We start from the raw sequence: 23,435 nt of genomic DNA on the forward strand, positions 1-23,435 counted from the left end.
CATGGGCGTTGTCCCCGGAAAGGCGGAGGCTTCGCTCAGTCGGTGTAACCAAACTTCTTGAGCATGGTTTCATCGTCGACCCAGCCTTCGCGCACCTTCACCCACAGGCGCAGGAACACCTTGCGTTCAAACAGGGTTTCCATCTTGCGACGGGCGGACGTGCCGATGGCCTTGAGCTGCGCGCCACCGTTGCCAATGACGATGGCCTTCTGACCATCACGCTCGACCCAGATCACCGCGTGGATTTCCGCCACGCCATCGTCGCGATCCTTGAACTGCTCGATCTCGACTGTGGTGGCGTACGGCAATTCCTGGTCGAGGCGCAGCATCAGCTGCTCGCGCACCATTTCCGCGGCAAGAAAACGCTCGCTGCGATCGGTGACTTCGTCGTCGCCATACACCGGCGGCTGCACGGGCAGGCGCTTGAGGATGCCCTGCTCGAGATCCTTCAGGCCCTTTTCCTTGAGCGCGCTGACGTAATAGACGTCATCGAAGCTGCGATGCTCCATCAGGTCGGCGACGAACGGCAGCAGTGTCGACTTGTCTTTGCTCAGATCCACCTTGTTGATGGCGAGCAGGCGCGGGACTTTCTGTTCGACCAGCGCTTCATAGAGCGCCTGGTCTTCGTCGGTCCACCGGTTGGCCTCGATCACCTGCACGGCCAGGTCGACTTCGCTGATGGCCGAACGCGCGGCACGATTGAGGCTGCGGTTCATCGCACGCTTGGCCCCGCGATGCAGGCCGGGCGTGTCGACGTAAAGGATCTGCCCCGCCTCGCTGGTCGCGATGCCCAGGATGCGATGACGCGTGGTCTGGGGGCGCGGGCTGACGATGGACAGCCGGAATCCGATCAGCGCGTTGAGCAGGGTCGACTTGCCCACGTTGGGGCGCCCCGCCAGGGCGACGAGCCCGCAGCGGAAGTCGTCGTGGGGCAGCTCGGCCGGTTCACCGGCATCAAAAGTTTCGTCTTCAATCATGATCTGGATTCCTGCAACTGGCGCAGCACGGACTCAGCCGCGTCCTGCTCGGCGGCGCGCCGGCTCCCGCCACGCCCTTCGGCGACGAGGGCCTGTGGCTCTTCGATAGCACAGGTTACGTCAAAAGTCTTGGCGTGGTCTTCGCCGTGGCTGTCTTTCAATTCGTACTGGGGTAACGGCCAACCCTTGGCCTGGAGCCATTCCTGTAACCGGGTCTTGGCGTCTTTGGAGGATCGCGGAATGGCCGCGATGCGCTCGTCGAACAGCTCCCGGACCCAGTTCCGGCAGGCATCGAAGTCGCTGTCCTGGTAGACCGCGGCCACCATGGCCTCGAAAGCGTCGGCAAGGATGGAATCACGGCGGAACCCGCCGCTCTTGAGTTCGCCGGAACCGAGCTTGAGATCATCCCCCAGCTCCAGCTCCCGCGCCACCACCGCCAGCGCCTGACCGTTGACGAGCTGCGCGCGCAAACGCGACAGCTCGCCTTCGCTGGCGTTGGGATGGGCGTCATACAACATCTCGGCGACGATCACCCCGAGCAGGGCGTCGCCGAGGAATTCCAACCGCTCATTGTTCGGCTTGCCGGCACTGCGATGGGTGAGTGCCAGTTGCGCCAGAGCCGGATCGCGGAAGCGGTAAGTAAGTTTTGCCAAACTTCAGTAACCCACGTTGCCCTGCAGCGTCACGGTCTTTTCGAAATGCAGCAGGAAGTCGATGTTGTACATGAACGGCACGCGCTTCTCGTATTCCACGTGAAGTTCGGCCGCGTTATTCACACGCTTGAGCGTGATGTCCTGGGGCTTGATGGTGGAGTCGTCCACGTACTGGAAGCCCATCTTGAACATCAGGTCGCGACGAATATCGTCCAGCGTCTTGCCTTCCACACCTGCCGAAGCCACCTGGCTCATGGCCTTGTTAACGCCCATGAACTCGGTATAGGCCGGCACCAGCTTCATGGCCATGAAGCCGAAGAACCCCACCACCAGCAAAACGATCAAAAAACCGATCAGGGTGATACCTGACTGCTTGCCCTTCATAGTCCCCTCGCTATGCCGCACGGGCGGCTCCCCTCGACCTTGGATTCAGTGCCTGCCCGCCGGCGATCGGCCGGCATGGCGAGCGGATTCTCGCGCTATGCCGGCTCGTCGTCACCTGCGACGAGTCGACCCGCATCACGCTTTGACTTAGTGGATGACCCGGCCGATGCGCGAGAAGTCCACCCAGCCCGAACCCACGCCCTTCCAGCTCAGCCAGATCAGGAACGCCTTGCCGGCCAGATTCTCCTCCGGCATGCAGCCCCACCAGCGGCTATCGGTACTGTTGTAACGGTTGTCGCCCATGACCAGGTAGCAGCCTTGCGGGACGATGGCCGGAACCGCGGGACTGGGAATCGATGGCGGGTGGTTGAAGTTCGGCATGCGAGCGATCAGGTGATCGACCGACTTGCCGTCCTGCGTCTGGAGATGCTCGGTCCACAGGGTCGCACCCATTTCCAGCATCAGGCGGGACTCGTCACGCTTGGGATCGCCGACGTACGGACCGACCAGATCGGCCGCGACCGTCTGGCCGTTGATCATCAACTGATCACCGTGCACTTCGATGCGATCGCCCGGCAGGCCGATCACGCGCTTGATCCAGTTGGCGTTCGGTACCGGTGCTTCCGGATGCTCGCAGCTCTGGTCACCGCTGCGCACCAGCTTGCCGTTCACATTGCAGAGGTAGCCCGGGAACCGGAACACCACGACATCGCCGCGCTTGGGCTCACCGATCGAGACGAACTTGTTGTTGAAGGCCGGCATGCGCAGGCCGTAGGCAAACTTGTTGACGAGGATGAAGTCACCCACGTCCAGGGTCGGCATCATGGAACCCGAGGGAATCCGGAACGGTTCGGCCACGAACGAGCGCAGCAACAGCACCACCAGGACGACCGGAAACAGCGACCGGGCCCAGTCGACGGGTACCGGATCCTGGACTTCCTTTCCGGCCGCATCGGCCCGGGCCTTGCGCTGCTTGTACAGGAACAGGCGATCCAGACCCCAAATAACACCGAAAACAACGGTCAGGCCAAGCAAAATCGCCGAAAAATCAAAATCCATGAGAGCTCCTTCGGAGCGGAATGCAGGTCTCGGACAAGAGCATAGAACGCGGCGCGTTGGCGTGATCTATGGCGTTTACCCTATTCCCACATCCCGACTTTTCTACTTATCGACCTTCAAGACGGCCAGGAAGGCTTCCTGCGGAATCTCCACTCGGCCCACCTGCTTCATGCGCTTCTTGCCTTCTTTCTGCTTCTCCAGCAGCTTCTTCTTGCGGCTGACGTCGCCGCCATAGCACTTGGCCAGAACGTTCTTGCGCAGGGCTTTCACGGTGGACCGCGCAATGACCTGGGCGCCGATGGCTGCCTGAATGGCTACGTCGAACTGCTGCCGGGGAATGAGATCCTTCATGCGCTCGACCAGGTCGCGACCGCGCCGATCGGCGTGGCTGCGATGAACGATGAGCGACAGGGCATCCACGCGATCGCCATTGATAAGCACATCGGTGCGCACGAACGGACCGGCGTCAAAGCGCTCCAGATGGTAATCCATCGACGCGTAGCCACGCGAAACCGACTTCAGGCGATCGAAGAAATCAAGCACGACTTCGGCCAGCGGAAGCTCGTAGCTGATCTGCACCTGGCTCGCCAGGTACTGAATGCCACGCTGGATGCCGCGCTTCTCTTCACACAAGGTGATGATGTTACCGATGTAATCGGCCGGCGTGAGGATGTTCGCGACGATGATCGGTTCGCGAATCTCCTGCACCACGGTGGACGGCGGCAGCTTGGCCGGGTTGTCCAGCAGCATGATCGAGCCGTCGTTCTTGAGAATTTCGTACACCACCGTCGGTGCGGTGGTAATCAGATCCAGATCGTACTCGCGCTCCAGGCGCTCCTGCACGATTTCCATGTGCAGCATGCCCAGGAAGCCACAGCGGAATCCGAAACCCATGGCTTCGGAGCTTTCCGGCTCAAAGAACAACGCGGCATCGTTAAGGCGCAGCTTGTCCAGCGCCTCGCGCAAGGCAGGGTAATCGTCGGCAGAAACCGGGAACAGGCCGGCGAACACGCGCGGCTGCATCGTCTGGAAGCCAGGCAACGCATGGTCGGCGGGCTTGCCCGCGTGCGTGAGCGTGTCGCCCACCGGGGCTCCGTGCACGTCCTTGATCGAGGCGGTGATCCAGCCCACCTCGCCCGATGCGAGCTTGTCGAGCTTCTTGCGCTTGGGCGTGAACACGCCCACTTCGCTCACTTCATGCGCGCGGCCGGTGGACATCACAAGCAGCTTGTCGCCCGGTCGGATTTCGCCCTGGATGATGCGCACGAGCGACACCACGCCCAGGTAATTGTCGAACCAGGAGTCAATGATCAGGGCTTGCAGGCGATCCGTGTTTCCCGGCTTCGGCGGCGGAATGCGCGCGACGATGGCCTCGAGCACTTCGGTGACGTTCAGTCCCGTCTTGGCGCTCACAGCCACGGCCTCGTCGGCCTCGATGCCGATGACCGCTTCGATCTCGCCTTTCACCTTTTCCGGATCGGCGGTCGGCAGGTCGATCTTGTTCAGCACCGGCACCACTTCCAGCCCCATTTCGACGGCCGTATAGCAGTTGGCCACCGACTGGGCTTCCACGCCCTGGGCGGCGTCAACCACCAGCAGCGCACCTTCGCACGCCGCCAGCGAACGGCTCACTTCATAGGAAAAGTCGACGTGGCCGGGGGTATCGATGAAGTTGAGCTGGTAGGTCTTGCCGTCGCGCGCCTTGTACGGCAGCGACACGGACTGGGCCTTGATGGTAATGCCGCGCTCGCGTTCGATCGGATTGCTGTCCAGCACCTGGGCTTCCATCTCGCGCTCGGACAGGCCGCCGCAGATCTGGATGATGCGGTCCGCAAGCGTGGACTTGCCGTGATCGATATGAGCAATGATGGAGAAGTTGCGGATCAGTTCCATGGAACACGCTGGCTGCATTCTCTGCCGGGCGGCACCCGCCGGCAGCGTCCACCGGGATGGTGATACGAACCCGGCATTATCGCATGGAATGGCTGGAGACCGGGGAAGCGGGCGCACCGTGCCCCTCCCGGGCTGAGTCCGCGACAGGTCCTGCCATGAGCCTGCGACGGGCGAAAGAGGCTCGCTCCCACGGCGCAGCCCGCCGCTGGCGGCCTCAAGCGCGCCCGGAGGGCGCAGGAACGATGACCTCTCGACCGGGCCAAAAAAAGCCCCGCACGAGGGCGGGGCCTTTTTTGCGGCTATCGCGAGCGGCTTACTCGTCGTCACCCTTGCCTGGCACGGTCAGCCCCACGAACCCGCTCTGGTCACCGTGGCGAACCAGCAGCAGGACGGTATCACCTGCCTTGAGGCCCTTGGTGGCATCACGGAACGCCGCTGCACTACCGACGCGTTGCTGATTGACCATCAGGATGACATCGCCCGGCTGAAGGCCGGCACGCGCCGCGACGGGGCCGGTGATATCACTGATCACCACGCCCTCGCCCGCCTTCAGGCCCAGTTCCTTGCGGGTATCGCTGTCGGCATCTTCCACCGACAGACCCAGGGCAGTGGTGCCACTGCGCGTCGGCGCCGGCTCACCACTTCCCTGCGTGACCGCACCGGTCTTGCTGTCCCGCTTCATCTCACCGACGGTTACCGTGACATCCTGCTTCTTGCCGTCGCGAAGGATCTGCAAGGTGGCCTTGCTGCCGGGCGGTGTCATGCCCACCAGCGGCGGGAGGTCGGCCACCTGGCTGATCGCCTGGCCGTTATAGGCCAGGATCACGTCCCCTGCCTTCAGGCCGGCCTTTTCGGCGCCACTCCCCGGGGATACCTGGGTGACGGCTGCGCCGGCACTGCTGCCGAGCTTGAAAGCCTTTGCCATGTCGTCAGTGATCGGCTGCATCATCACGCCCAGCTGTCCACGCGTGACGTAACCCTTTTCCTTGATCTGCTTGACCACGTTCATGGCGACATCGATCGGTATCGAGAAGGCCACGCCAAGATATCCGCCGGTGTTGGAGTAGATCTGGGAGTTCACGCCTACGACGCGCCCCTGCAGATCGAACAGCGGACCACCGGAATTGCCACGATTGATCGGCACATCGGTCTGAATGAATGACGTGTAGGGTTGATCCTGACTGCCCAGGTTTCGTCCGACTGCACTGACGATGCCCTGGGTCACCGTGTAGTCGAAGCCAAAGGGTGAACCGATGGCCAGCACCCACTGCCCCGGCTTGAGCGTGCGCGAATCACCGATGGAAACGAAGGGGAGTGCGCCGCCCGCATCGACCTTGAGCAAGGCGATGTCGTACTGGGGATCGCTGCCAACCACTTTGGCGGTGAGCGTGCGTCGATCCTGAAGACGCACGGTGACGGTGTCGGCATCGTCAACGACGTGGGTATTGGTAAGGATGTAGCCGTCAGCGGAAATGATGAAGCCCGAGCCCAGTGACGTGCGCTGCTGCTCCTCCGGCGACGGCATCATGGGCATGCCGAAGAAACGTCGGAACATATCCATCTGCGGATCGTCCGGCGTGGCGCGCCCCTGGGCCTGTCGTCCCTTGCGCGCTGTCTTGCCTGTGTACTTCGCCTCCACGTGGACCACGGCCGGTGCGTTTTTCTGCACGATGCCGGTGAAATCAGGAAGGCCGGCGACCGGAGCAGCTGGCGCGGCAGGCGTCTGCGCCTGGGCACCGCCAATGACGGCAAGACTGACCAGCGCGCAGCAAACCGCGCGACGCAGGGTCATGGACTTCATGCATTTCTCCTTGAAGACGGGTGAGATGAGAAGGCGCGCACGATCGATCGACCCATGGCATGGGTCGATTGACGTACGAGCAAAGGAACGGAAGGAGCGGCAGCGACCCGGATCACGGTGCACCGCAGGCCTCACTGATTGGCGACTGCCTGGCGCGATGCCGGCTGGTGCGACTGCTGATCGGGGTGCAGCAGCAACAGATAGCTGCCATCCCCGTTGTTGATCGCGCGGTAGCGATCAATTTGATACGGATTGGATGGATTGCGACTGTACAGATAGGTGCTGTCACCGCTGTCGACCGTTGCGGCCGCCTGTTGCGTCAGCTGCGACGGCAAACCGGTGTACTGATTGAGCCACGGCGGAGCCGCGGCCGGCGACGTCGACTGGGTAATCGTGTTGGCATTGGCGTCCTGCGAAGGCGTCACGGACGCCGTCGTCAGCGACGTCGCACCGGAATGGCCGGCACCCGGACCCACCGGCTGCGAAACCATCAGGGCCGCCACGGCAACACTGGCCGCAATGGCACCACCTGCGGACCAGCGCAGCCAATGGCGTTTCCCGGTGCCTGCCACGGCGCCCGACTCCTGTTCGATCGCCAGCATCACCCGGGCCGAGAAGCCCGAGGTCGCCAATGGAGTCACCTGCCCGCGCACGCCATCGCGCACGAGGTGATAGCGCGTCCAGGCGTGCTGCAACGCCGCATCGTGATCGATTCGACGCAGAAGGAAGCGCAGCTCTTCAGCACTGAGCTCGCCGTCCATACCGGCCGAAAGGTTTTCGCGTTGGGTATCAGTCATGGAGTCAGGTCCTCGCGGTCGGACAACAGCGGCCGCAATTTCTCGTCAATTGCCTCACGTGCCCGGAAGATACGTGAACGAACCGTACCGATCGGACAGCCCATCGCCTCGGCGATTTCTTCATAGCTGAGACCGTCCACTTCCCGCAAGGTAATGGCCGTGCGCAGCTCTTCGGGCAAGGCTTGGACAGTCGAATACACCGTTTGTTCAATTTCCTGTCGCATTAATTCGCGTTCAGGTGTGGCGCTTTCGTGCATGCGGTCCGCGCCGGGCACGAAAACGGCGTCATCCACGGCGATATCGTCGGTCGGCGGCCGGCGCCCCATCGCCACCAGGTGATTTTTCGCCGTGTTGACGGCGATCTTGTACATCCAGGTGTAGAACGCGCTTTCTCCGCGGAACGAGCCAATGGCGCGCCAGGCGCGCACGAACGCCTCTTGCGCGACGTCTTCGCACTCGGCGTAGTTGTTGATGTAGCGCGAGATCAGGCCGATGACCTTGTGCTGGTACTTGCGCACCAACAGGTCAAACGCCCGCTTGTCCCCTTTTTGGACCCGCTCGACCAGCGCGCTATCCAGCTCGTTTTCGCCCATCCGGGCCGTCTCCTTGATTACTGCTGCCACTCGCGTCGGATTCCGCCGGCTTGGTCGATCCGCTAAGACAAGGATCGCCGTCGCAAGTTCAGCATGCTGCCACGGATGCCCCAGGCCCAGTGCTGAATGGCATTTTCCGTCCCGGCCTGCCTTCTGGCCGGACGCCCCAAGAACGAAATATGGGGACTTTGGTGCACGAGGCAACCCAGGAAAACCGCCCCGGCTATTCCTCGGCCGCCACTGAGGCTAGCAAGCGCTGACGCTCGGACAGGAGCTTCTCGAAGCTCGGCGTGGGCAACGGACGGCAGAACAGATACCCCTGCAGCTCATCGCAACGGTTGGCCCGGAGGAACTGCAGGTGCTGCTCGATCTCCACGCCTTCGGCCACCACGCCGCGCTTGAGGCGGTGCGCCATATCGATGGTGGCGCGAACGATGGCCTCGTCGTCCGGATCGACACCAATGTTGCGAACGAAACTCTGGTCGATCTTGATCCGGTCGGCCGGCAGCTTGCGCAGGTAATCGAGCGAGGCCGCGCCGGTTCCGAAGTCGTCGATGGCAATGCGCACACCCATGCGCTGCAGGCCGTGCAGGTTGTCGACCAGGTTGGGCGCCGCCTTGATGCTGATGCTCTCGGTGACCTCCATCTCGAGGAGGTTCGGATCCAGCCCGCTTTCGGTCAGGGCCGACGCAACCACTTCCAGAAGATTGGCCTGCATCAATTGCACTGCGGACAGATTCACGCCAAGGCGCAGGCGCAGGCCGAACTTGCGCTCCCACTCCTGTGCCTGCTTGCACGCGGTGCGCAGTACCCATTCGCCGATGGAAACGATCAGGCCGGTTTCCTCGGCCAGCGGAATGAAGAAACCAGGGCCGATGAAACCCAGCTCGGGATGTTCCCAGCGCACCAGCGCTTCCATGCCAACGATATCTTCAGTGACCGCGTCGACCTGCGGCTGGTAGAACACGCGCAACTCGCCGTTATGTTCGGCATGTCGCAGGCCGGATTTCAGCGCCATGTTCTGCTGCTGGGCCTGTTCCGCGCTGACTTCGTAGATCTGGTAGTTGTTGCGGCCCAGGCTCTTGGCGGCGTACATCGCCTCGTCGGCGTGCTTGAGCAAGGTTTCGGCGTCCGGCGCATCGTCCGGGAAGAAACTCACGCCGATCGACGCAGTGATCTGCAACTCGGTGCCGTCATCGATGCGCAGTGGCGCTTCCATTACCTGCACGATCTTCTCGGCAACGCGCAGCACGTCCTCACTCTTGACGATGTGCCGCAGGATCACCACGAATTCGTCGCCCGCGTAGCGCGCCACCGTATCCGATGCGCGCACGCTGCTACGCAACCGCTGTGTGGTGGTGATCAGCACCTGGTCGCCAATGGCATGGCCCAGCGTGTCGTTGATCGTCTTGAAGCGGTCGAGGTCGACGAACAGCAGCGCGAAGCATTCGCCGGTGCGGTTCGCTTCGCGGATGATGGTGTCCAGTCGATCATTGAACAGCAAACGATTCGGAAGCCCCGTCAGCGCATCGAGCAAGCCTTCCGCACGACCTTGTTCGCGCGTGCGGCCCAGTTCGAGCGCGTGCGCGAAACGCGCGGCGGCGGCGCGCAACACGGGTTCAATCACCGCCGGCTCGGCGAAGGCCTGGCGGGTGCCGGCGAGCAATGCACCCAGCACGGCATTGCGCTCGTCCACCAAAGGCAACCCGGCAAATCCGGACAGTCCCAACTGCTCGATCAAGGGATCCACCGGCGCCAGTCGCTTGGCGTCCGTTGGATGCATCATCGTCTGGCCCGCCAGCACGAGCCTTAGCGAGCTTTGCAGTTGCGGACCGGGCCACAGTTGCTCGTCACCGCGCCACATCTGCGAAAGCTGGACCGGAGCGCCACCATCTTCCGGTCGCGCCGACCAGACGGCCAGGTAATCCAGGCCCAGCTCCTCATAAATCAACTTGGAAATGCCAGCGAGGCTGTCGTCGCCGCGACCGTGATTGAACAGGCGCGCCAACAGGGTCAGCGCCAGTTCGGCGCGGGTACTGGCACGCAGGCTGCGGAACACCAGGGCGATGGCGTCGCGGCCGGCGTGACGCACCTTGCGCGCACTCACCTCACCCTGATCGAACGCTTGCCCTGCACGTCGCTGGCAGGGATACCAGTCGCGCGTCGTGTCCTGGAGCACCTGCTCCAGATTTCCCGACCCCATGCGCAAGATGTCGGTGGCCGGCAGGCCATGAAGGCGATCCACCGACACACCGGTCCGCCGTGCAAGCGACGGGCTGGCCTCCAGGATGCGTCCACGCTGGGGTTCGACGATCAGCCATTCGCCCTCCATTTCATCGAAGGCAAAGCGGTAGTCGCCATGATCCGGGGCAAGCACGACCGGGCTGGCGGGTGCCGGCGGCGGCACGTCCATGCGCTGCAGGCGGTGCCAGCGCGCGATCAGCTCGCTGTCGACCTGCGCTGCCTGCAGCCAGTCGGTGACACCCGACGGCAACTGGGTTGGCTTGATCGACGCATGCGGCGCCAGGACCGCCAGGAGCGGCGTGCTGGCGCACGATGGAATACGCCGCAGTTGCTCGACGCACGCCAACGCATCACGGGCATCGCCATCAAGCACGACGATCAGCAGATCCAGTGCCGCGCGCTCTTCCAGCAGGATTGACGCATGCGCCGTGTCTCGCGCCGAATGCACCGCGAAATGCCCTTCACGATCGAGCGCGTCGAAGATGATGCGCCGCATGTCACGCTGGGCGGCTACGACAAGAATGCTCTGACTCATGGGCGCCGCCTCAGAGCAACCAGCGGCCATCGCGCAGGCGCGGACGCTGGGCCGCCTTGACCTGGCAACTCATGCGCACGATCACGTCATTGAACCCGTCCACAAGGTTCGACGGCGCGTCGAGCAGGACGATGCGGCGGATGTGGCCCGTGGCCGTGCGCGCCAGCTGACGCACCAGGGCGGCATCCGGCCCCGCCATCGGCGTCGGCACATCCTTCAGGAAATACACCCCAAAGTGGTTGCTTTGCTGGATGTAGCGCAAAACGAGGCCAAGGCGCTGGCTGCCTGCCATCACGGCATGCTCCTCGCGCAGGTTGCCCAGTCCGGCCGAGGGGTGCCACAGATACACCGCCTGGCCGCTACGGCGCACCAACTGGCGCAGCTGGGCAATCAGCGTCTCGCTGTCGACATCCTCCAGGGCAATCAGGCAGCCGCGATTGGCCAGGATCCGGTCAAGGATTTCGGCACCAGGCTGGACAGGAGTCGGGGCAAGTGGCGTGCTCATTCAGGTCTAAATTACGCGGTCCAGGGGCGTTCGCCTAGCGGCTCGTGAGCGTGGACTTAAATTGCCGTAAGTTTCCATGCGTTGGCTCACAAGCCGCGTTTTTACGCGATTTTCATGTGCCGTACGCCAGCGCATCGAACTGTCTCGCATTCGACGCTACGGACGGGTATGGTGCGAGGTTTCACAGCCAGACCAGACCACCATGTTCGAAGGATTGCGCTTCAACCACTGGAAGACGAGCCTGGACGATCAGGGCATCGTGACCCTGTCCCTCGACCGCGCCAACAGCAGCGTCAATGCCCTCTCCCGCGAGGTACTGGACGAGCTGGGCCAGATCGTCGAGCGCCTGGCCATCGAAAAGCCGGCCGGCGTGCTGATCCACTCCGCCAAGCCTTCGGGCTTTGCGGTGGGCGCGGACATCAAGGAATTCGTCGAATACGCCAAGCAGGGCACGGTGCTGGAAAACATCCAGAACGGGCAGCGGGTGTTCGAGGCCCTGGCTCGCCTGAACTGCCCGACGGTGGCTGCCATCCATGGCGCCTGCATGGGCGGCGGCACGGAGCTGAGCCTGGCCTGTCGCCAGCGCATCGCCGCCGATGACGAGAAAACCAAGATCGGTTTGCCCGAAGTCATGCTCGGCATCCATCCGGGCTGGGGTGGCACGGCCCGCCTGCCGCGCCTGATCGGCGCCACGGATGCCCTGCCCGTCATGCTGACGGGCCGGGGCCTGTCGGCGAAGCGCGCGCTTGCCATGGGCGTGGTCGATCGCCTGGCCCCGCCGGCCGAGCTGCTTGCCGAAGCCCGCGCCCTGTTGCGTCGCCCGCATGTTCGACCCTTCGCGCAGCGCGCCAAGGCGTGGGCGACCAACACCTGGATGGCGCGCCAGATCCTCGCGCCCATGGTGGTCAAGCAAACTGCCGCGAAGGTGCGCAGGGAGCATTACCCCGCGCCGTTCGCCCTGATCGATGTGTGGAAGCGTGGTGGATCGAGCATCCAGCAACGCCTCAAGCTCGAAGCCCGGTCCGTGGCCAAGCTGGCTGAGACGAGCACCGCGCGCAACCTGATCCGCATTTTCCTCTTGCAGGAACGCCTCAAGGGCCAGGGCAGCGGCATCGAGCACGGCATCAAGCATGTGCACGTCGTGGGTGCGGGTGTGATGGGCGGCGATATCGCCGCTTGGGCCGCGTTCAAGGGTTTCCAGGTCACCCTGCAGGATCGCGAGATGAAGTTCATCCAGCCGGCGCTGGACCGGGCGCGCGTGCTTTACGAGAAGAAGCTCAAGTCGGCGGACAAGGTCGAGGAAGTCGTGCGCCGGTTGCGCGCCGACGTCGAAGGCAAGGGCGTGGCCGACGCCGATCTCGCCATCGAGGCCATCTTCGAAAATGCCGAGGCAAAGAAGGCTTTGTATGCCTCCATCGAACCGCAGTTCCAGGCCGACGAAATCCTCGCGACCAATACGTCAAGCATTCCGCTCGACGAATTGCGCCAGGGCGTGAAAGCGCCGCAACGTTTCCTTGGTCTGCACTTCTTCAATCCCGTGGCACAAATGCCGCTGGTCGAAGTGGTGCGCCACGACGGCCTGGATCCGAATATCGAGAAGCGCGCCCTCGCCTTCTGCAAAGCCATTGGCAAGCTGCCCGTCGCGGTCAAGGGCACGCCGGGCTTCCTCGTCAACCGCATCCTGATGCCGTACCTGCTCGAAGCTATGCGCCTGTACAGCGAAGGCGTGCCCGGACCGGTGCTCGACAAGGAGGCCAAGAAATTTGGCATGCCGATGGGGCCGATCGAACTGGCCGATACGGTCGGACTGGACGTATGCGCATCGGTGGGCAAGGAGCTCGCCCCGTTCCTCGGCCTGGAATTGCCGCCGGGTCTTGACGAGAAACTCGCGGCCGGCAAGCGCGGCAAGAAAGATGGCCAGGGCATCTACGTGTGGGTCGATGGCAAGCCGCAGAAGCCGGAGGTGGATCCCGACTACGTGGTGCCGGCCGACCTGCAGGACCGCATGATTCTGCCCATGGTCAACGAAGCCGTCGCCTGCCTTGCCGATGGCGTGGTCGACGACGCCGATCTGCTGGATGCCGGCGTGATCTTCGGCACGGGCTTCGCGCCGTTCCGCGGCGGCCCGATCCAATACGCGCGCAGCGAAGGCCCGGCGGTGATCAAGGGCAAGCTGGAACGACTCGCCCAACGCTACGGTGATCGCTTCGCACCGAAAAATGGCTGGGACCTTCCGGATCTCGCCAAGTCCGACATCTAAGCGGCGCCGACTGAAAAAGAGAGAGGCGGGTGCGCATGCATCCGCCTCTCTTTTTGTCCGTCATACCGACGCTATCGACCGTGGCAGTGTCACCAAATCAGGTCATCGGGCACGCCATCGTCACCCACGCCCGATGCATTCGGATCGACCAGCAGCGCCAGCTGATGCGCGTCGATCTCGCGGACCTGCGTGGCAATCTCGCGCGAAACGATCAGGTAACGCCCGCCGATCTGCACGACACCCAGTTCACCCGTGTTGATGGCCGCCAGCTGCTCGGCATCCACATGCACGCGACGAATCTTGCCGCCGTACTCGAAATGGCGAACCTGCTCGACGTCGTTCTTGTTGAGTGCCTTACCCTGAAGCAGCTGCTGGATCTTCTGCTTCTGTTCGCGCTTGATGCGCGCCTGCTCCTGGGCTTCCTGCTCGGCGCGCTTGCGCTCAGTCGCTTCGGTTTGCGCGCGGATGGCGTAGGCCATGGCCAGATCCATCTCGCCCGAAGGCTTCTTCGCCGCCGGCGCCGATGGGCGACCTTGCTGTTGTGACTTGCCGCCATGACGTCCACCACCGCCTTTGGGTGGCGCACCCTTGCCGCCCTGCGGCTGGGTCTGGCGTTTTTCTTCACGGACCTGTTTGACGATACCGCTCTTGAGGAGCTGATCGCGCAGGGAATCGGCCATGTTCGGAAACCTGTATTACGTGGATTGAATCAATAATGTGGCGGCGGCGGTTCGCTGTGCGGATCGTGCGCTTGCCCAAGGCGAAGTGCTACCAGTTCCTGACGCAAATCGCGGAGCGCCTGCTCCAGCGCCAGAACCCGCTGCGCCTGCTCGGTCTCGACCGTCTGCAGTGCGTTGACGGTCTCGTCGATGAAGGCGAGCCGCACTTCCAGCTCGGTCAGTCGTGCCTCGAAATCAGCTTGCGACACGTCACACCCTCAGACTACGACCGCGACCGATGCCGTAGTAAGCCAGCCCGGCTTCCTCGACCGCTTCGGGATCATAAAGATTGCGCCCATCGAATACGGCAGGCTCCTTCAGCGCCTGGCGGATTCGCGCGAAATCAGGGCTCCGGAACGCTTTCCACTCGGTGACGATGGCGAGGACGTCCGCGCCTTCAAGCGCCTGGTAGGCGCCCTCGCACAGCACCAGGTCAGTACGGTTGCCGTAGATGCGATGCGTTTCCTCGCGCGCCTCAGGGTCGAACGCGCGCACCGTGGCGCCGGCGTTCCACAAGGCTTCCATCAGTTCGCGACTGGACGCCTCACGCATATCGTCGGTGTTCGGCTTGAAGGCCAGGCCCCACAGCGCGATCGTCTTGCCTTTCACATCACCATCAAAGTGGCGCGAAATCAGCTCGAACAGCTTGGTCTTCTGGTCGTGGTTCACCGCTTCGACGGCCCCCAGCAATCGCGCTTCGTAACCTACCCCGCGAGCGGTGCGCTCCAGCGCCTGCACATCCTTGGGGAAGCACGAACCACCGTAACCGGCACCCGGATAGATGAAGTGGTAACCGATGCGCGGATCGGAGCCGATGCCCTGGCGCACGAGCTCCACATCGGCACCGACGCGCTCGGCGATGTTGGCGATCTCGTTCATGAAGCTGATCTTGGTCGCGAGCATGGCATTCGCCGCGTACTTGGTCAGCTCCGCCGATCGCTCGTCCATCACCACGGTGCGCTCGTGGTTGCGGTTGAACGGCGCATACAACTTGCGCAGCACCCCCACGGCTCGCTCGCTCGAACTGCCGATGATGATGCGGTCGGGACGCAGGCAGTCTTCCACCGCGTCGCCTTCCTTCAAGAACTCCGGATTGGAGACCACGTCGAACTCGACCGCTGCACCGCGCCGGGCCAACTCGGCGGCGATCGTCTCGCGCACGCGATCGGCGGTGCCCACGGGCACCGTCGACTTGTTCACCACCACGGCGTAGCGATCCAGATGCTGGCCGATGGTACGCGCCACGCCCAGGACATACTTGAGATCTGCGCTGCCGTCTTCGTCCGGCGGCGTGCCCACGGCGATGAAGATGACCTGACCGTGATCGATGCCCGGTGCAGCGTCGGTCGTGAAGTCCAGCTGGCCGCTGGCGTGATTGCGCTTGACGATCGGCTCGAGCCCCGGCTCGTAGATAGGAATTTCGCCGCGCTTGAGGCGATCGACCTTAGGCTGGTCGATGTCGACGCAAACCACGTGATTGCCCATTTCGGCCAGACAGGCGCCGGTGACAAGGCCCACATAGCCCGTGCCGAAGATCGTGACTTTCATGTCGCGGGGATTCCGAAATACCGAGGAAGCGGATTCTAACAGCCCTGTGCAGGGGCGATGGGAGTCAACCGGAAGTCCGGGGCTGGCGCCAGCCGCTCAAAGCAACGGGGCGCGAATTGCTTCGCGCCCCGTGCGGACTTGCTCAGGTTAACCGGCGATTACTGCTTGCCGGCGCCCTGCTCGCCACCGGCCGGCGTCGGGCCGGTCTTCTTCAGCGTCACGTCGAAAACGATCGTGGCGTTCGGCGGGAAGCCGTTCTGCGGCTGTGCACCGTAGGCGATGTTCGACGGGATGAACAGCTTGTAGTGACCACCCACCTGCATCAGCTGCAGGCCTTCGCGGAAGCCCGGAATCACGCTGCCGAGCGGAATCGTGGCCGGACCGGCCTGGCCTTCGTGCTTGGAGGAGTCGTCAAAGACTTCGCCATTGACAAACGAACCGACGTAGTCGACCTGGACGGTGTCGTTCGGGCCCGGGCGAGCGCCCGTACCCTGGGTGATCACCTGGTACTGCAGGCCCGACGCCGTGGACTTCACGCCCGGCGCGGTCTTGTTCTTGGCGATGAAGGCGTCGCCTTCGGACTTGTTCTTGGCAGCGACCTTCTCGTACTCAGCCTTGGCCTTGGTCTGCAGGTTCGCGACGAAAGCGTCACGGACCGTCTTGGCTTCGGCTTCGGTCATGGTCGGCTTCTGGCCGGACAGGGCGGAAGTCACCGCACGGCCGACGACGGCCGGGTCCACTTCTTCACGCACCAGCGGAGGCAACTGGCTCGCCAGATCCCAGCCAACCACATAGCTGGCCTTGGTCTTGTCCACGGCGCCTGCAGCGGCAGGGGCAGCGGTCTTGGCAGCCTGAGCGTGCACGCCGGCAGTCAGGCCGAGCGCCACAGCCAGCGCGGCGGCCGTCAGCGTGGGACGCGAAAATTGCTTCATTTGAACTCCCTCGTGTTGGATGTCCCGGTGCGTACCGGACGAGCCTCCCCGATGGAGGCAGTCCCCGCATTGTGCGGCGCCTTGTGCGTCTTAGCAACGAGATGACCCACAAGACCACGGGGAACCGTAAAGGTTCACCGGGAAATCACGTCGTGGCTTCTTGCGAACCCTTGCCGGACAAGGGGTTTAGCGTGATGAGCGTCTCACGCCATAGCGACCCCAAGCACTGGATCACCCGTGCCCGCCGCCCGGTCGCCCGTCCCTTTCCAGGGTGTCTCGCAGTGCCGCCTGCAGGCGCGCATGCACTTGCACAAGCACGCGCCACAACAACCATGTCAGCACCAGACCCACCAGGACGAGCACCAGCGCGACTTCGCGCGGCGGCAGGATGGTCGACGCCAGTGCCGCCACCAGCAGGCCAAGAATCCACATCGTGGCCAGCGGGATGATCTTCGCCAGCACCGCGCGCAAGCGCATCGTCAACGACCCGCCGACATGCTCGGGAATGCTCAGCTCCGCCAGCAACATGCCCAGCGCGGCGGCCTTGCGATACGCCGCCACGATCATCGGCAGGGACAGCAGCGCGGCCAGCGACCAGGCCACGCTGCGCTTCACCAGCGGCCGGTTGTCGAGGATCTCCCAGTGGAAGAAGCCCCGGCGATACAGGTAGGCCATGATCAGGAAAACCGCCACCACCAGCATCATGTTGATGATCACGTGCCAGACGAGGCGCCGGATCATCTTCATCACCATCGCCCCCTGCCCGCTCAGGCTGAGGTTGCCCATCCAGTCCGTATAGGCGGTGAACAGGCCCGTGAGATTCGACGGCAGCTTTCGCGCCATCACATCGGCAAGCGGATCGGCGGCGCGAATCAGATAGGGCGTCAGGAATGTCGTGATCGCCGATACAGCGACGGCGACCGGATAGAGGAATCCGCTGGTCACCTTCAGGGAGAGGCCCAACGAGGCAATGACGAAGGAGAACTCGCCGATCTGCGCCAGGCCCATGCCCACACGCAATGACACGCGCCCTCCGTTGCCCGCCACGAACGTGCCGAAACTGCAGGTGATGACCTTGCCGACGATCACCACGATCGTGACCAGGGTGATGGGCGCGGCGTATTCCACCAGCAGTTTGGGATCGATCAGCATGCCAATGGCAACGAAAAACACCGCACTGAACATGTCCCGCACCGGGCCAATGATGCGCTCGACGCGCTCCACCGAATCGGATTCGCCCACGATGGCGCCGATCAGGAAGGCGCCCAGCGCGATGCTGTAGCCCATTTCGGTCACCAGCAGGCAGAAGCCGAAGCAGATGCCGAGCACGGCTACCAGCAAGACGTCATCGCGACTGACCCGCGCAATGTAATCGACCACGCGCGGGACCAGCAGCAGGCCGACCACCAGTGACACCAGCAAGAACAACGTCAGACGGCCGACGGCTTCCATCGCCTGCCCGGCTTCCAGATCGCCGGTACTGGCAATGCCCGTGAGCAAGGCCATGAGCACGATAGCCAGCACGTCTTCAATGATGAGGATGCCGAACATCAGTTGAGCGAAGCGCTCTTTCTTGAGGTTCAGATCGTCCAGCGCTTTCATGATGATGGTGGTGGACGACATCGACAGCATGGCGCCAAGGAACAGCGAGTCCATCGAGCTCCACCCGAAGAAGCGACCCATCTCGTAGCCGATCCACAGCATCAGCACGATTTCGCACAAGGCGGCGACAAGGGCCGCACCACCGACCTCACGCAGCTTTTTCAGGCTGAATTCCAGACCCAGCGCGAACAGAAGCAGGATCATGCCCAGTTCGGACAAGGTGCGAATGGTGGCTTCGTCGTGGATGAACACCACGGGGAACGTAAAAGGTCCGACCAGCACGCCGGCGATGATGTAGCCCAGTACCACCGGTTGCTTCAGTCGCTGAAAGATCACGGTCGTCAGACCGGCGACCAGCATCACCGTGGCGAGGTCCTGGATGAACTGCAATGCGTGCATGAGTGCTTCCGTTGCGAATCACCGCAAGACTAACAGCGGCACCTATGCGCTCGTAGCTTTCCGTTCGGGCGAAATCGCGAAAATGAAGACCCGTTACACATCCAAGACTTAGGCCTCGGCCGCAACTTTTTTGAAATTTTTTTATCGCGGACGCTTGACGAAATGGCGATCCCTATCTATTCTTTCGGGCTCCACAGGACGTGGGGCCATAGCTCAGCTGGGAGAGCGCCTGCATGGCATGCAGGAGGTCGGCGGTTCGATCCCGCCTGGCTCCACCAATCAAATTTGGAAATGTCCCCATCGTCTAGAGGCCTAGGACATCACCCTTTCACGGTGGCGACCGGGGTTCGAATCCCCGTGGGGACGCCAGATTTGAAGCTTGTTGGGAACGCGGAGCGGTAGTTCAGTCGGTTAGAATGCTGGCCTGTCACGCCGGAGGTCGCGGGTTCGAGTCCCGTCCGCTCCGCCATTATACGGAAAGCCCGCCTAGCGCGGGTTTTTTGTTGCCTGTCGCCTGACCAGGCCCTGCTTCGGCCACTATCGCTCGCCTGCATCCCGTTACGACGCCGGATCGCCCGCCTGCTCTTCCCTGCGCTTTTCCAGCGGTTCCAGCGTACCGAGCGAATGCCCCTGCTCGGCGAGATATTCCAGCCAGCGCGAAAGAAACCCGTTCATGCGCAAACGATGCTGAAGGACGGTATGTGCCGGCGGAAACGGCCCGAGCACCTGCCAAAGGTGCCGTCCCGGATGGCAATGCAATGCTTCGGCAACATGCGCATCCATGTACATCCGCAGCTGCGCCGATGGCGACGGATGCCCGGTATGGTCGTCGAGGAAGTCGTAGGTGAGCTCCAGCTCCAGCGTGTAGGGATGCTTCTCCTGCACCTGCAGGCGCACATCCAGGCCATCGTCCACGCTGGAAACATAAAAGCCAGGCTTCAGGCTGGCGGGATCGAACAACCTCACCAGCCGGTGGTAGTTCTCCGCGTACAACCCCATCAGGAATCCGAAGCGTCCCGGTAGCAAGGCATTGCGGCTGTCGAGCACGGCACTCATGGGGTACGGCAACTCCTGATCAGAACATGGTCCGCTCGATACCGAAGCGGTCGAAGATCTTGCTGGCAATCTCCTCGATGGAGACGTGGGTGGTGTTCAAATTCGGGATCCCTTCCCGACGCATCAGCTTGTCGGCCTGCTCCAGCTCCCAGCGGCACTGCTGCAAGGTGGCATAGCGGCTGCCGGCGCGGCGCTGTTCGCGAATCTGCGCCAGACGCTGGGGATCGATGGTGAGCCCAAAAAGACGATCGCGGTAGGGGCGAAGTCGCGCCGGGAGTTCGAGCTTGTCCAGGTCGTCGTCAGTGAGGGGGTAATTGGCGGCACTGACACCGTAATGCAAGGCCATGTACAGACAGGTCGGCGTCTTGCCGGAGCGGGAGACGCCCACCAGGATCAGGTCGGCCTGGGCATAGTCCACATCGATGCCATCGTCATGGGACAACGCGTAGTTGGTGGCGTTGATGCGCGCTTCGTACTTGTCGAAATCCACCAGGCCATGCGAGCGATTCACCGCGCCGGAACGCTTGGCGCCCAGTTCGTCTTCCAACGGGCCGATGAACGGCGCGAAGACATCGAGCATCAGGCCACCGCTGGTCGCCACAATGTCACAAAGATCCCGCGAGGCCATGGTGTTGACGACGATGGGACGTTCACCGGTCTGGGCGTAGCGTGTCTTGATGCGCAGCGCCGCGGCTTCGGCCTTGTGGGCATCATCGATGAACGGGAGGCGATGCTTGTCGAACTGCACCCCTTCGAACTGGGCCAGGATGCTGTTTCCGATGGTCTCCGCCGTAATACCAGTGGAGTCGGAGATGAAGAAAACGGTTCGGCGCATGGCAATCCAAAGGGTTTCCGATGATGTCGGCGAACACCTTAGCGCATGCGTCAATGCCTGTCTTTGCTTGACCCTTGGCTGACTGGTATGCAGTTGGCGCGGCAGTGGTTGGCAATGGTCTTCTTGTGCCGCGCAGCAAAGCCGGGGGACAATACCAGTTCTTTGCGGCCGGATTATCCGGCCGCGACCGCATTATCCCTGAAGAGCTCTTGAGGAGACTCCCTTGAACGATCTGGTGCTTTGGCTCGACTCGCTGCGCATGTCCGACCTGGGCAAGGTGGGCGGCAAGAATGCGTCGCTTGGCGAGATGATCGGCAATCTGTCGAAGCTGGGTGTTTCCGTGCCGGGCGGCTTTGCCACCACGGCCGACGCGTTTCAGCAGTACCTGGACAAGAGTGGCGTGGCCAAGCGCATTCAGGCGCGCCTGGCCGACCTCAACGTCGACGACGTGGACGCGCTGACCACCGCCGGCAAGGAAATCCGCGAGTGGGTCACCGAGACCCCGCTGCCGGCTGACCTCGACCAGGCCATCCGCGACGCGTACGCGAAGCTCTGCAAGGACGCCGGCGCGGACGACATCGCCGTCGCGGTGCGCTCCTCGGCCACGGCCGAAGATCTTCCGGACGCCTCGTTCGCCGGCCAGCAGGAAACCTTCCTCAACGTCGTCGGCATCGAGGACGTGCTGCACAAGGTGAAGGAAGTCTTCGCCTCGCTCTACAACGACCGCGCCATCGCCTACCGCGTGCACCAGGGCTTCAAGCACGAAGACGTGTTCCTGTCGGCCGGCGTGCAGCTGATGGTCCGCTCGGACGTCGGCGCCTCGGGCGTGCTGTTCACGCTCGACACCGAGTCGGGTTTCCGCGACGTCGTCTTCGTCACCGGCAGCTACGGCCTGGGCGAGATGGTCGTCCAGGGCGCAGTGAATCCCGACGAGTTCTATGTCTTCAAGCCCACGCTCAAACAGGGCAAGCCCGCCGTCCTGCGCCGTAATCTCGGCGCCAAGCAGCTGCGCATGGTCTATTCCAGCGCTCCGGGCGAGCGCGTCAAAACCGAGCCGACGCCGGCCGAGCTGCGTAATCAGTTCTGCATTGGCGACACCGACATCGAAGAGCTCGCACGCCAGGCGCTCATCATCGAGCAGCACTACGGCCGCCCGATGGACATCGAGTGGGCGAAGGACGGCAACACCGGCAAGCTTTACATCGTGCAGGCTCGCCCGGAAACGGTGAAGTCCCGCGCGCATGCCACGCAGCTGGAGCGCTTCCACCTGCTCGAGAAGGGCAAGGTGCTCGCCGAAGGTCGCGCCATTGGCCAGAAAATCGGCGCCGGCAAGGCGCGCGTCATCCGCTCGCTGAGCGACATGAACAAAGTGCAGCCGGGCGACGTGCTGATCGCCGACATGACCGATCCCGATTGGGAGCCGGTGATGAAGCGTGCCTCGGCCATCGTCACGAACCGTGGCGGCCGCACCTGCCACGCCGCGATCATCGCGCGCGAGCTGGGCGTGCCGGCCGTGGTCGGTACGGGCAATGCGCTCGACACCATTCCTGACGGCCACGACATCACCGTGTCCTGCGCCGAAGGCGACACCGGCACCATTTACGACGGCATCCTGAAGTTCGATCGCGTCACCGCCGACCTGGGCGACATGCCCGAGGCGCCGCTGAAGATCATGATGAACGTCGCCAACCCGGAGCGCGCATTCGACTTCGGCATGCTGCCGAACGCCGGCATCGGCCTGGCCCGCCTGGAAATGATCATCGCCAGCCACATCGGCGTGCATCCCAAGGCACTGCTGGAATACGGCAAGCAGGACGCCGCCACCAAGGCCAAGATCGACGAGCGCATCGCCGGCTATGCCGATCCGGTGAGCTTCTACGTGGATCGACTGGCCGAAGGCATCGCCACCATCGCCGCCTCGGTGTACCCGAAGCCAGTGATCGTGCGCCTGTCGGACTTCAAGTCCAACGAATACGCCAACCTGCTCGGCGGTTCGCGCTACGAGCCGCATGAAGAGAACCCGATGATCGGCTACCGCGGCGCCAGCCGTTACGTCGATGCGGGCTTCGCCGAGTCGTTCGGCCTCGAGTGCAAGGCCGTCAAGCGCGTGCGCGAAGTGATGGGCCTGGACAACGTGTGGGTGATGATCCCGTTCGTGCGCACGCTCGGCGAGGGCCGCAAGGTCATCGAGGTGCTGGGAAAGAACGGCCTCAAGCAGGGCGAGAACGACCTCAAGATCATCATGATGTGCGAAGTGCCGTCCAATGCACTTCTCGCCGATGAGTTCCTGGAGATCTTCGACGGCTTCTCGATCGGCTCGAACGATCTGACCCAGCTCACCCTGGGCCTGGATCGCGACTCGAGCATCGTCGCCAACCTGTTCGACGAGCGCGACCCGGCCGTCAAGAAGCTCCTGGCGATGGCCATCAAGACTGCCCGCGACAAGGGCAAGTACGTCGGCATCTGCGGCCAGGGACCGTCCGATCACCCGGATCTGGCCGAGTGGCTGATGGACCAGGGCATCGAGTCGGTGTCGCTCAATCCGGACACCGTGGTCGACACCTGGCTGCGCCTGGCCAAGAAAAAGGCGGGCTGATCAGGCTGAGGCAGAGCGAAAAAGGGCGATGGCAACATCGCCCTTTT

The 23,435-nt window shown here is 63.1% G+C and carries 19 protein-coding genes and 3 tRNA genes; 5 read left to right on the forward strand and 17 right to left on the reverse strand.

The annotated features are described in order from the left end of the window. Positions 1 to 35 precede the first annotated feature (35 nt). The 10 genes from era to EYV96_RS05575 all read right to left on the reverse strand — a co-directional run bounded on the left by era (position 36) and on the right by EYV96_RS05575 (position 11,441). The gene (era, locus tag EYV96_RS05530; RefSeq protein ID WP_205746096.1) at positions 36 to 977 is read right to left on the reverse strand and encodes a GTPase Era; all 942 of its coding nucleotides are present in this window, start codon (positions 975 to 977) and stop codon (positions 36 to 38) included. Further along, positions 974 to 1,630: a ribonuclease III gene (gene rnc, locus EYV96_RS05535; RefSeq protein ID WP_131150465.1), complete on the reverse strand. Its 657-nt coding sequence runs from the start codon at positions 1,628 to 1,630 to the stop codon at positions 974 to 976. Before rnc ends, era begins: the two co-directional genes overlap by 4 nt. 3 nt (positions 1,631 to 1,633) lie before the next feature. Beyond that, positions 1,634 to 2,014, reverse strand: coding sequence for a DUF4845 domain-containing protein (locus tag EYV96_RS05540; RefSeq protein ID WP_131150466.1), 381 nt, complete (start codon positions 2,012 to 2,014; stop codon positions 1,634 to 1,636). A 147-nt stretch (positions 2,015 to 2,161) separates the two neighbouring features. Beyond that, complete coding sequence (lepB, locus tag EYV96_RS05545) at positions 2,162 to 3,073, reverse strand: signal peptidase I (protein ID WP_131150467.1); 912 nt, start codon at positions 3,071 to 3,073, stop codon at positions 2,162 to 2,164. Positions 3,074 to 3,175: 102 nt separating this feature from the next. Continuing rightward, a complete protein-coding gene (gene lepA / locus EYV96_RS05550) occupies positions 3,176 to 4,966 on the reverse strand; it encodes a translation elongation factor 4 (protein ID WP_131150468.1) in 1,791 nt (596 codons plus the stop codon). 313 nt (positions 4,967 to 5,279) lie between these two features. Next, a complete protein-coding gene (locus EYV96_RS05555) occupies positions 5,280 to 6,767 on the reverse strand; it encodes a DegQ family serine endoprotease (protein WP_131150469.1) in 1,488 nt (495 codons plus the stop codon). Between the two features lie 131 nt (positions 6,768 to 6,898). Continuing rightward, positions 6,899 to 7,564 (reverse strand): sigma-E factor negative regulatory protein, encoded by a 666-nt coding sequence (locus EYV96_RS05560; RefSeq protein ID WP_131150470.1) that lies wholly within the window; start codon positions 7,562 to 7,564, stop codon positions 6,899 to 6,901. After that, a complete protein-coding gene (rpoE, locus tag EYV96_RS05565; RefSeq protein WP_131151509.1) occupies positions 7,561 to 8,157 on the reverse strand; it encodes an RNA polymerase sigma factor RpoE in 597 nt (198 codons plus the stop codon). The genes EYV96_RS05560 and rpoE overlap by 4 nt, the downstream gene beginning before the upstream one ends. Positions 8,158 to 8,380: 223 nt before the next feature. Beyond that, positions 8,381 to 10,936: a putative bifunctional diguanylate cyclase/phosphodiesterase gene (locus tag EYV96_RS05570; protein WP_131150471.1), complete on the reverse strand. Its 2,556-nt coding sequence runs from the start codon at positions 10,934 to 10,936 to the stop codon at positions 8,381 to 8,383. 10 nt (positions 10,937 to 10,946) lie between these two features. Continuing rightward, a complete protein-coding gene (locus tag EYV96_RS05575; RefSeq protein ID WP_131150472.1) occupies positions 10,947 to 11,441 on the reverse strand; it encodes a hypothetical protein in 495 nt (164 codons plus the stop codon). A 202-nt stretch (positions 11,442 to 11,643) separates the two neighbouring features. Here EYV96_RS05575 and EYV96_RS05580 point away from each other — a divergent pair, with 202 nt between their 5' ends. Beyond that, entirely contained in the window at positions 11,644 to 13,701 is a 2,058-nt protein-coding gene (locus tag EYV96_RS05580; protein ID WP_131150473.1) for a 3-hydroxyacyl-CoA dehydrogenase NAD-binding domain-containing protein, read from the forward strand. Positions 13,702 to 13,790: 89 nt separating this feature from the next. Here the strand turns inward: EYV96_RS05580 and EYV96_RS05585 are convergent, their stop codons facing one another. From EYV96_RS05585 to EYV96_RS05605, 5 genes are all read right to left on the reverse strand, one after another. After that, on the reverse strand, positions 13,791 to 14,381 hold the full coding sequence (locus EYV96_RS05585; protein ID WP_131150474.1) for a DUF2058 family protein: 591 nt from the start codon (positions 14,379 to 14,381) through the stop codon (positions 13,791 to 13,793). 29 nt (positions 14,382 to 14,410) lie between these two features. Further along, positions 14,411 to 14,629, reverse strand: a complete 219-nt coding sequence (locus EYV96_RS05590; protein ID WP_131150475.1) for a SlyX family protein — start codon at positions 14,627 to 14,629, stop codon at positions 14,411 to 14,413. Between the two features lies 1 nt (position 14,630). Beyond that, positions 14,631 to 15,968, reverse strand: coding sequence for a UDP-glucose dehydrogenase family protein (locus EYV96_RS05595; RefSeq protein WP_131150476.1), 1,338 nt, complete (start codon positions 15,966 to 15,968; stop codon positions 14,631 to 14,633). Between the two features lie 158 nt (positions 15,969 to 16,126). Further along, the gene (locus EYV96_RS05600; RefSeq protein WP_131150477.1) at positions 16,127 to 16,900 is read right to left on the reverse strand and encodes an FKBP-type peptidyl-prolyl cis-trans isomerase; all 774 of its coding nucleotides are present in this window, start codon (positions 16,898 to 16,900) and stop codon (positions 16,127 to 16,129) included. Between the two features lie 231 nt (positions 16,901 to 17,131). Then, positions 17,132 to 18,901, reverse strand: coding sequence for a cation:proton antiporter (locus EYV96_RS05605; RefSeq protein WP_131150478.1), 1,770 nt, complete (start codon positions 18,899 to 18,901; stop codon positions 17,132 to 17,134). Between the two features lie 202 nt (positions 18,902 to 19,103). On the opposite strand from EYV96_RS05605, the gene EYV96_RS05610 reads away from it, so the two are divergent. From EYV96_RS05610 to EYV96_RS05620, 3 genes are all read left to right on the forward strand, one after another. Then, positions 19,104 to 19,179, forward strand: a tRNA-Ala gene (locus EYV96_RS05610). Between the two features lie 15 nt (positions 19,180 to 19,194). Beyond that, a tRNA-Glu gene (locus EYV96_RS05615) sits at positions 19,195 to 19,270 on the forward strand. A gap of 23 nt (positions 19,271 to 19,293) precedes the next feature. After that, positions 19,294 to 19,370 (forward strand) — tRNA-Asp (locus EYV96_RS05620). Between the two features lie 89 nt (positions 19,371 to 19,459). Here EYV96_RS05620 and EYV96_RS05625 read toward each other — a convergent pair. Next, a complete protein-coding gene (locus EYV96_RS05625) occupies positions 19,460 to 19,957 on the reverse strand; it encodes a DUF1249 domain-containing protein (RefSeq protein ID WP_131150479.1) in 498 nt (165 codons plus the stop codon). Positions 19,958 to 19,976: 19 nt separating this feature from the next. Beyond that, positions 19,977 to 20,792: a posphoenolpyruvate synthetase regulatory kinase/phosphorylase PpsR gene (gene ppsR / locus EYV96_RS05630; RefSeq protein WP_131150480.1), complete on the reverse strand. Its 816-nt coding sequence runs from the start codon at positions 20,790 to 20,792 to the stop codon at positions 19,977 to 19,979. 223 nt (positions 20,793 to 21,015) lie between these two features. On the opposite strand from ppsR, the gene ppsA reads away from it, so the two are divergent. After that, positions 21,016 to 23,388, forward strand: coding sequence for a phosphoenolpyruvate synthase (gene ppsA / locus EYV96_RS05635; RefSeq protein WP_131150481.1), 2,373 nt, complete (start codon positions 21,016 to 21,018; stop codon positions 23,386 to 23,388). Positions 23,389 to 23,435 lie beyond the last annotated feature (47 nt).

Source organism: Dyella terrae, from assembly GCF_004322705.1.
GTDB classification, from domain to species: domain Bacteria; phylum Pseudomonadota; class Gammaproteobacteria; order Xanthomonadales; family Rhodanobacteraceae; genus Dyella_D; species Dyella_D terrae.

Excerpts from the sequence above, each read along its gene's own strand:
- EYV96_RS05580 (WP_131150473.1), top strand. The coding sequence starts at position 11,644 with ATGTTCGAAGGATTGCGCTTCAACCACTGGAAGACGAGCCTGGACGAT.
- lepA (WP_131150468.1), bottom strand. The coding sequence starts at position 4,966 with ATGGAACTGATCCGCAACTTCTCCATCATTGCTCATATCGATCACGGC.
- EYV96_RS05570 (WP_131150471.1), bottom strand. The coding sequence starts at position 10,936 with ATGAGTCAGAGCATTCTTGTCGTAGCCGCCCAGCGTGACATGCGGCGC.
- EYV96_RS05600 (WP_131150477.1), bottom strand. The coding sequence starts at position 16,900 with ATGAAGCAATTTTCGCGTCCCACGCTGACGGCCGCCGCGCTGGCTGTG.
- EYV96_RS05595 (WP_131150476.1), bottom strand. The coding sequence starts at position 15,968 with ATGAAAGTCACGATCTTCGGCACGGGCTATGTGGGCCTTGTCACCGGC.
- EYV96_RS05585 (WP_131150474.1), bottom strand. The coding sequence starts at position 14,381 with ATGGCCGATTCCCTGCGCGATCAGCTCCTCAAGAGCGGTATCGTCAAA.
- ppsR (WP_131150480.1), bottom strand. The coding sequence starts at position 20,792 with ATGCGCCGAACCGTTTTCTTCATCTCCGACTCCACTGGTATTACGGCG.
- EYV96_RS05605 (WP_131150478.1), bottom strand. The coding sequence starts at position 18,901 with ATGCACGCATTGCAGTTCATCCAGGACCTCGCCACGGTGATGCTGGTC.
- EYV96_RS05555 (WP_131150469.1), bottom strand. The coding sequence starts at position 6,767 with ATGAAGTCCATGACCCTGCGTCGCGCGGTTTGCTGCGCGCTGGTCAGT.
- EYV96_RS05575 (WP_131150472.1), bottom strand. The coding sequence starts at position 11,441 with ATGAGCACGCCACTTGCCCCGACTCCTGTCCAGCCTGGTGCCGAAATC.
- EYV96_RS05625 (WP_131150479.1), bottom strand. The coding sequence starts at position 19,957 with ATGAGTGCCGTGCTCGACAGCCGCAATGCCTTGCTACCGGGACGCTTC.
- EYV96_RS05560 (WP_131150470.1), bottom strand. The coding sequence starts at position 7,564 with ATGACTGATACCCAACGCGAAAACCTTTCGGCCGGTATGGACGGCGAG.
- rpoE (WP_131151509.1), bottom strand. The coding sequence starts at position 8,157 with ATGGGCGAAAACGAGCTGGATAGCGCGCTGGTCGAGCGGGTCCAAAAA.
- EYV96_RS05540 (WP_131150466.1), bottom strand. The coding sequence starts at position 2,014 with ATGAAGGGCAAGCAGTCAGGTATCACCCTGATCGGTTTTTTGATCGTT.
- era (WP_205746096.1), bottom strand. The coding sequence starts at position 977 with ATGATTGAAGACGAAACTTTTGATGCCGGTGAACCGGCCGAGCTGCCC.
- lepB (WP_131150467.1), bottom strand. The coding sequence starts at position 3,073 with ATGGATTTTGATTTTTCGGCGATTTTGCTTGGCCTGACCGTTGTTTTC.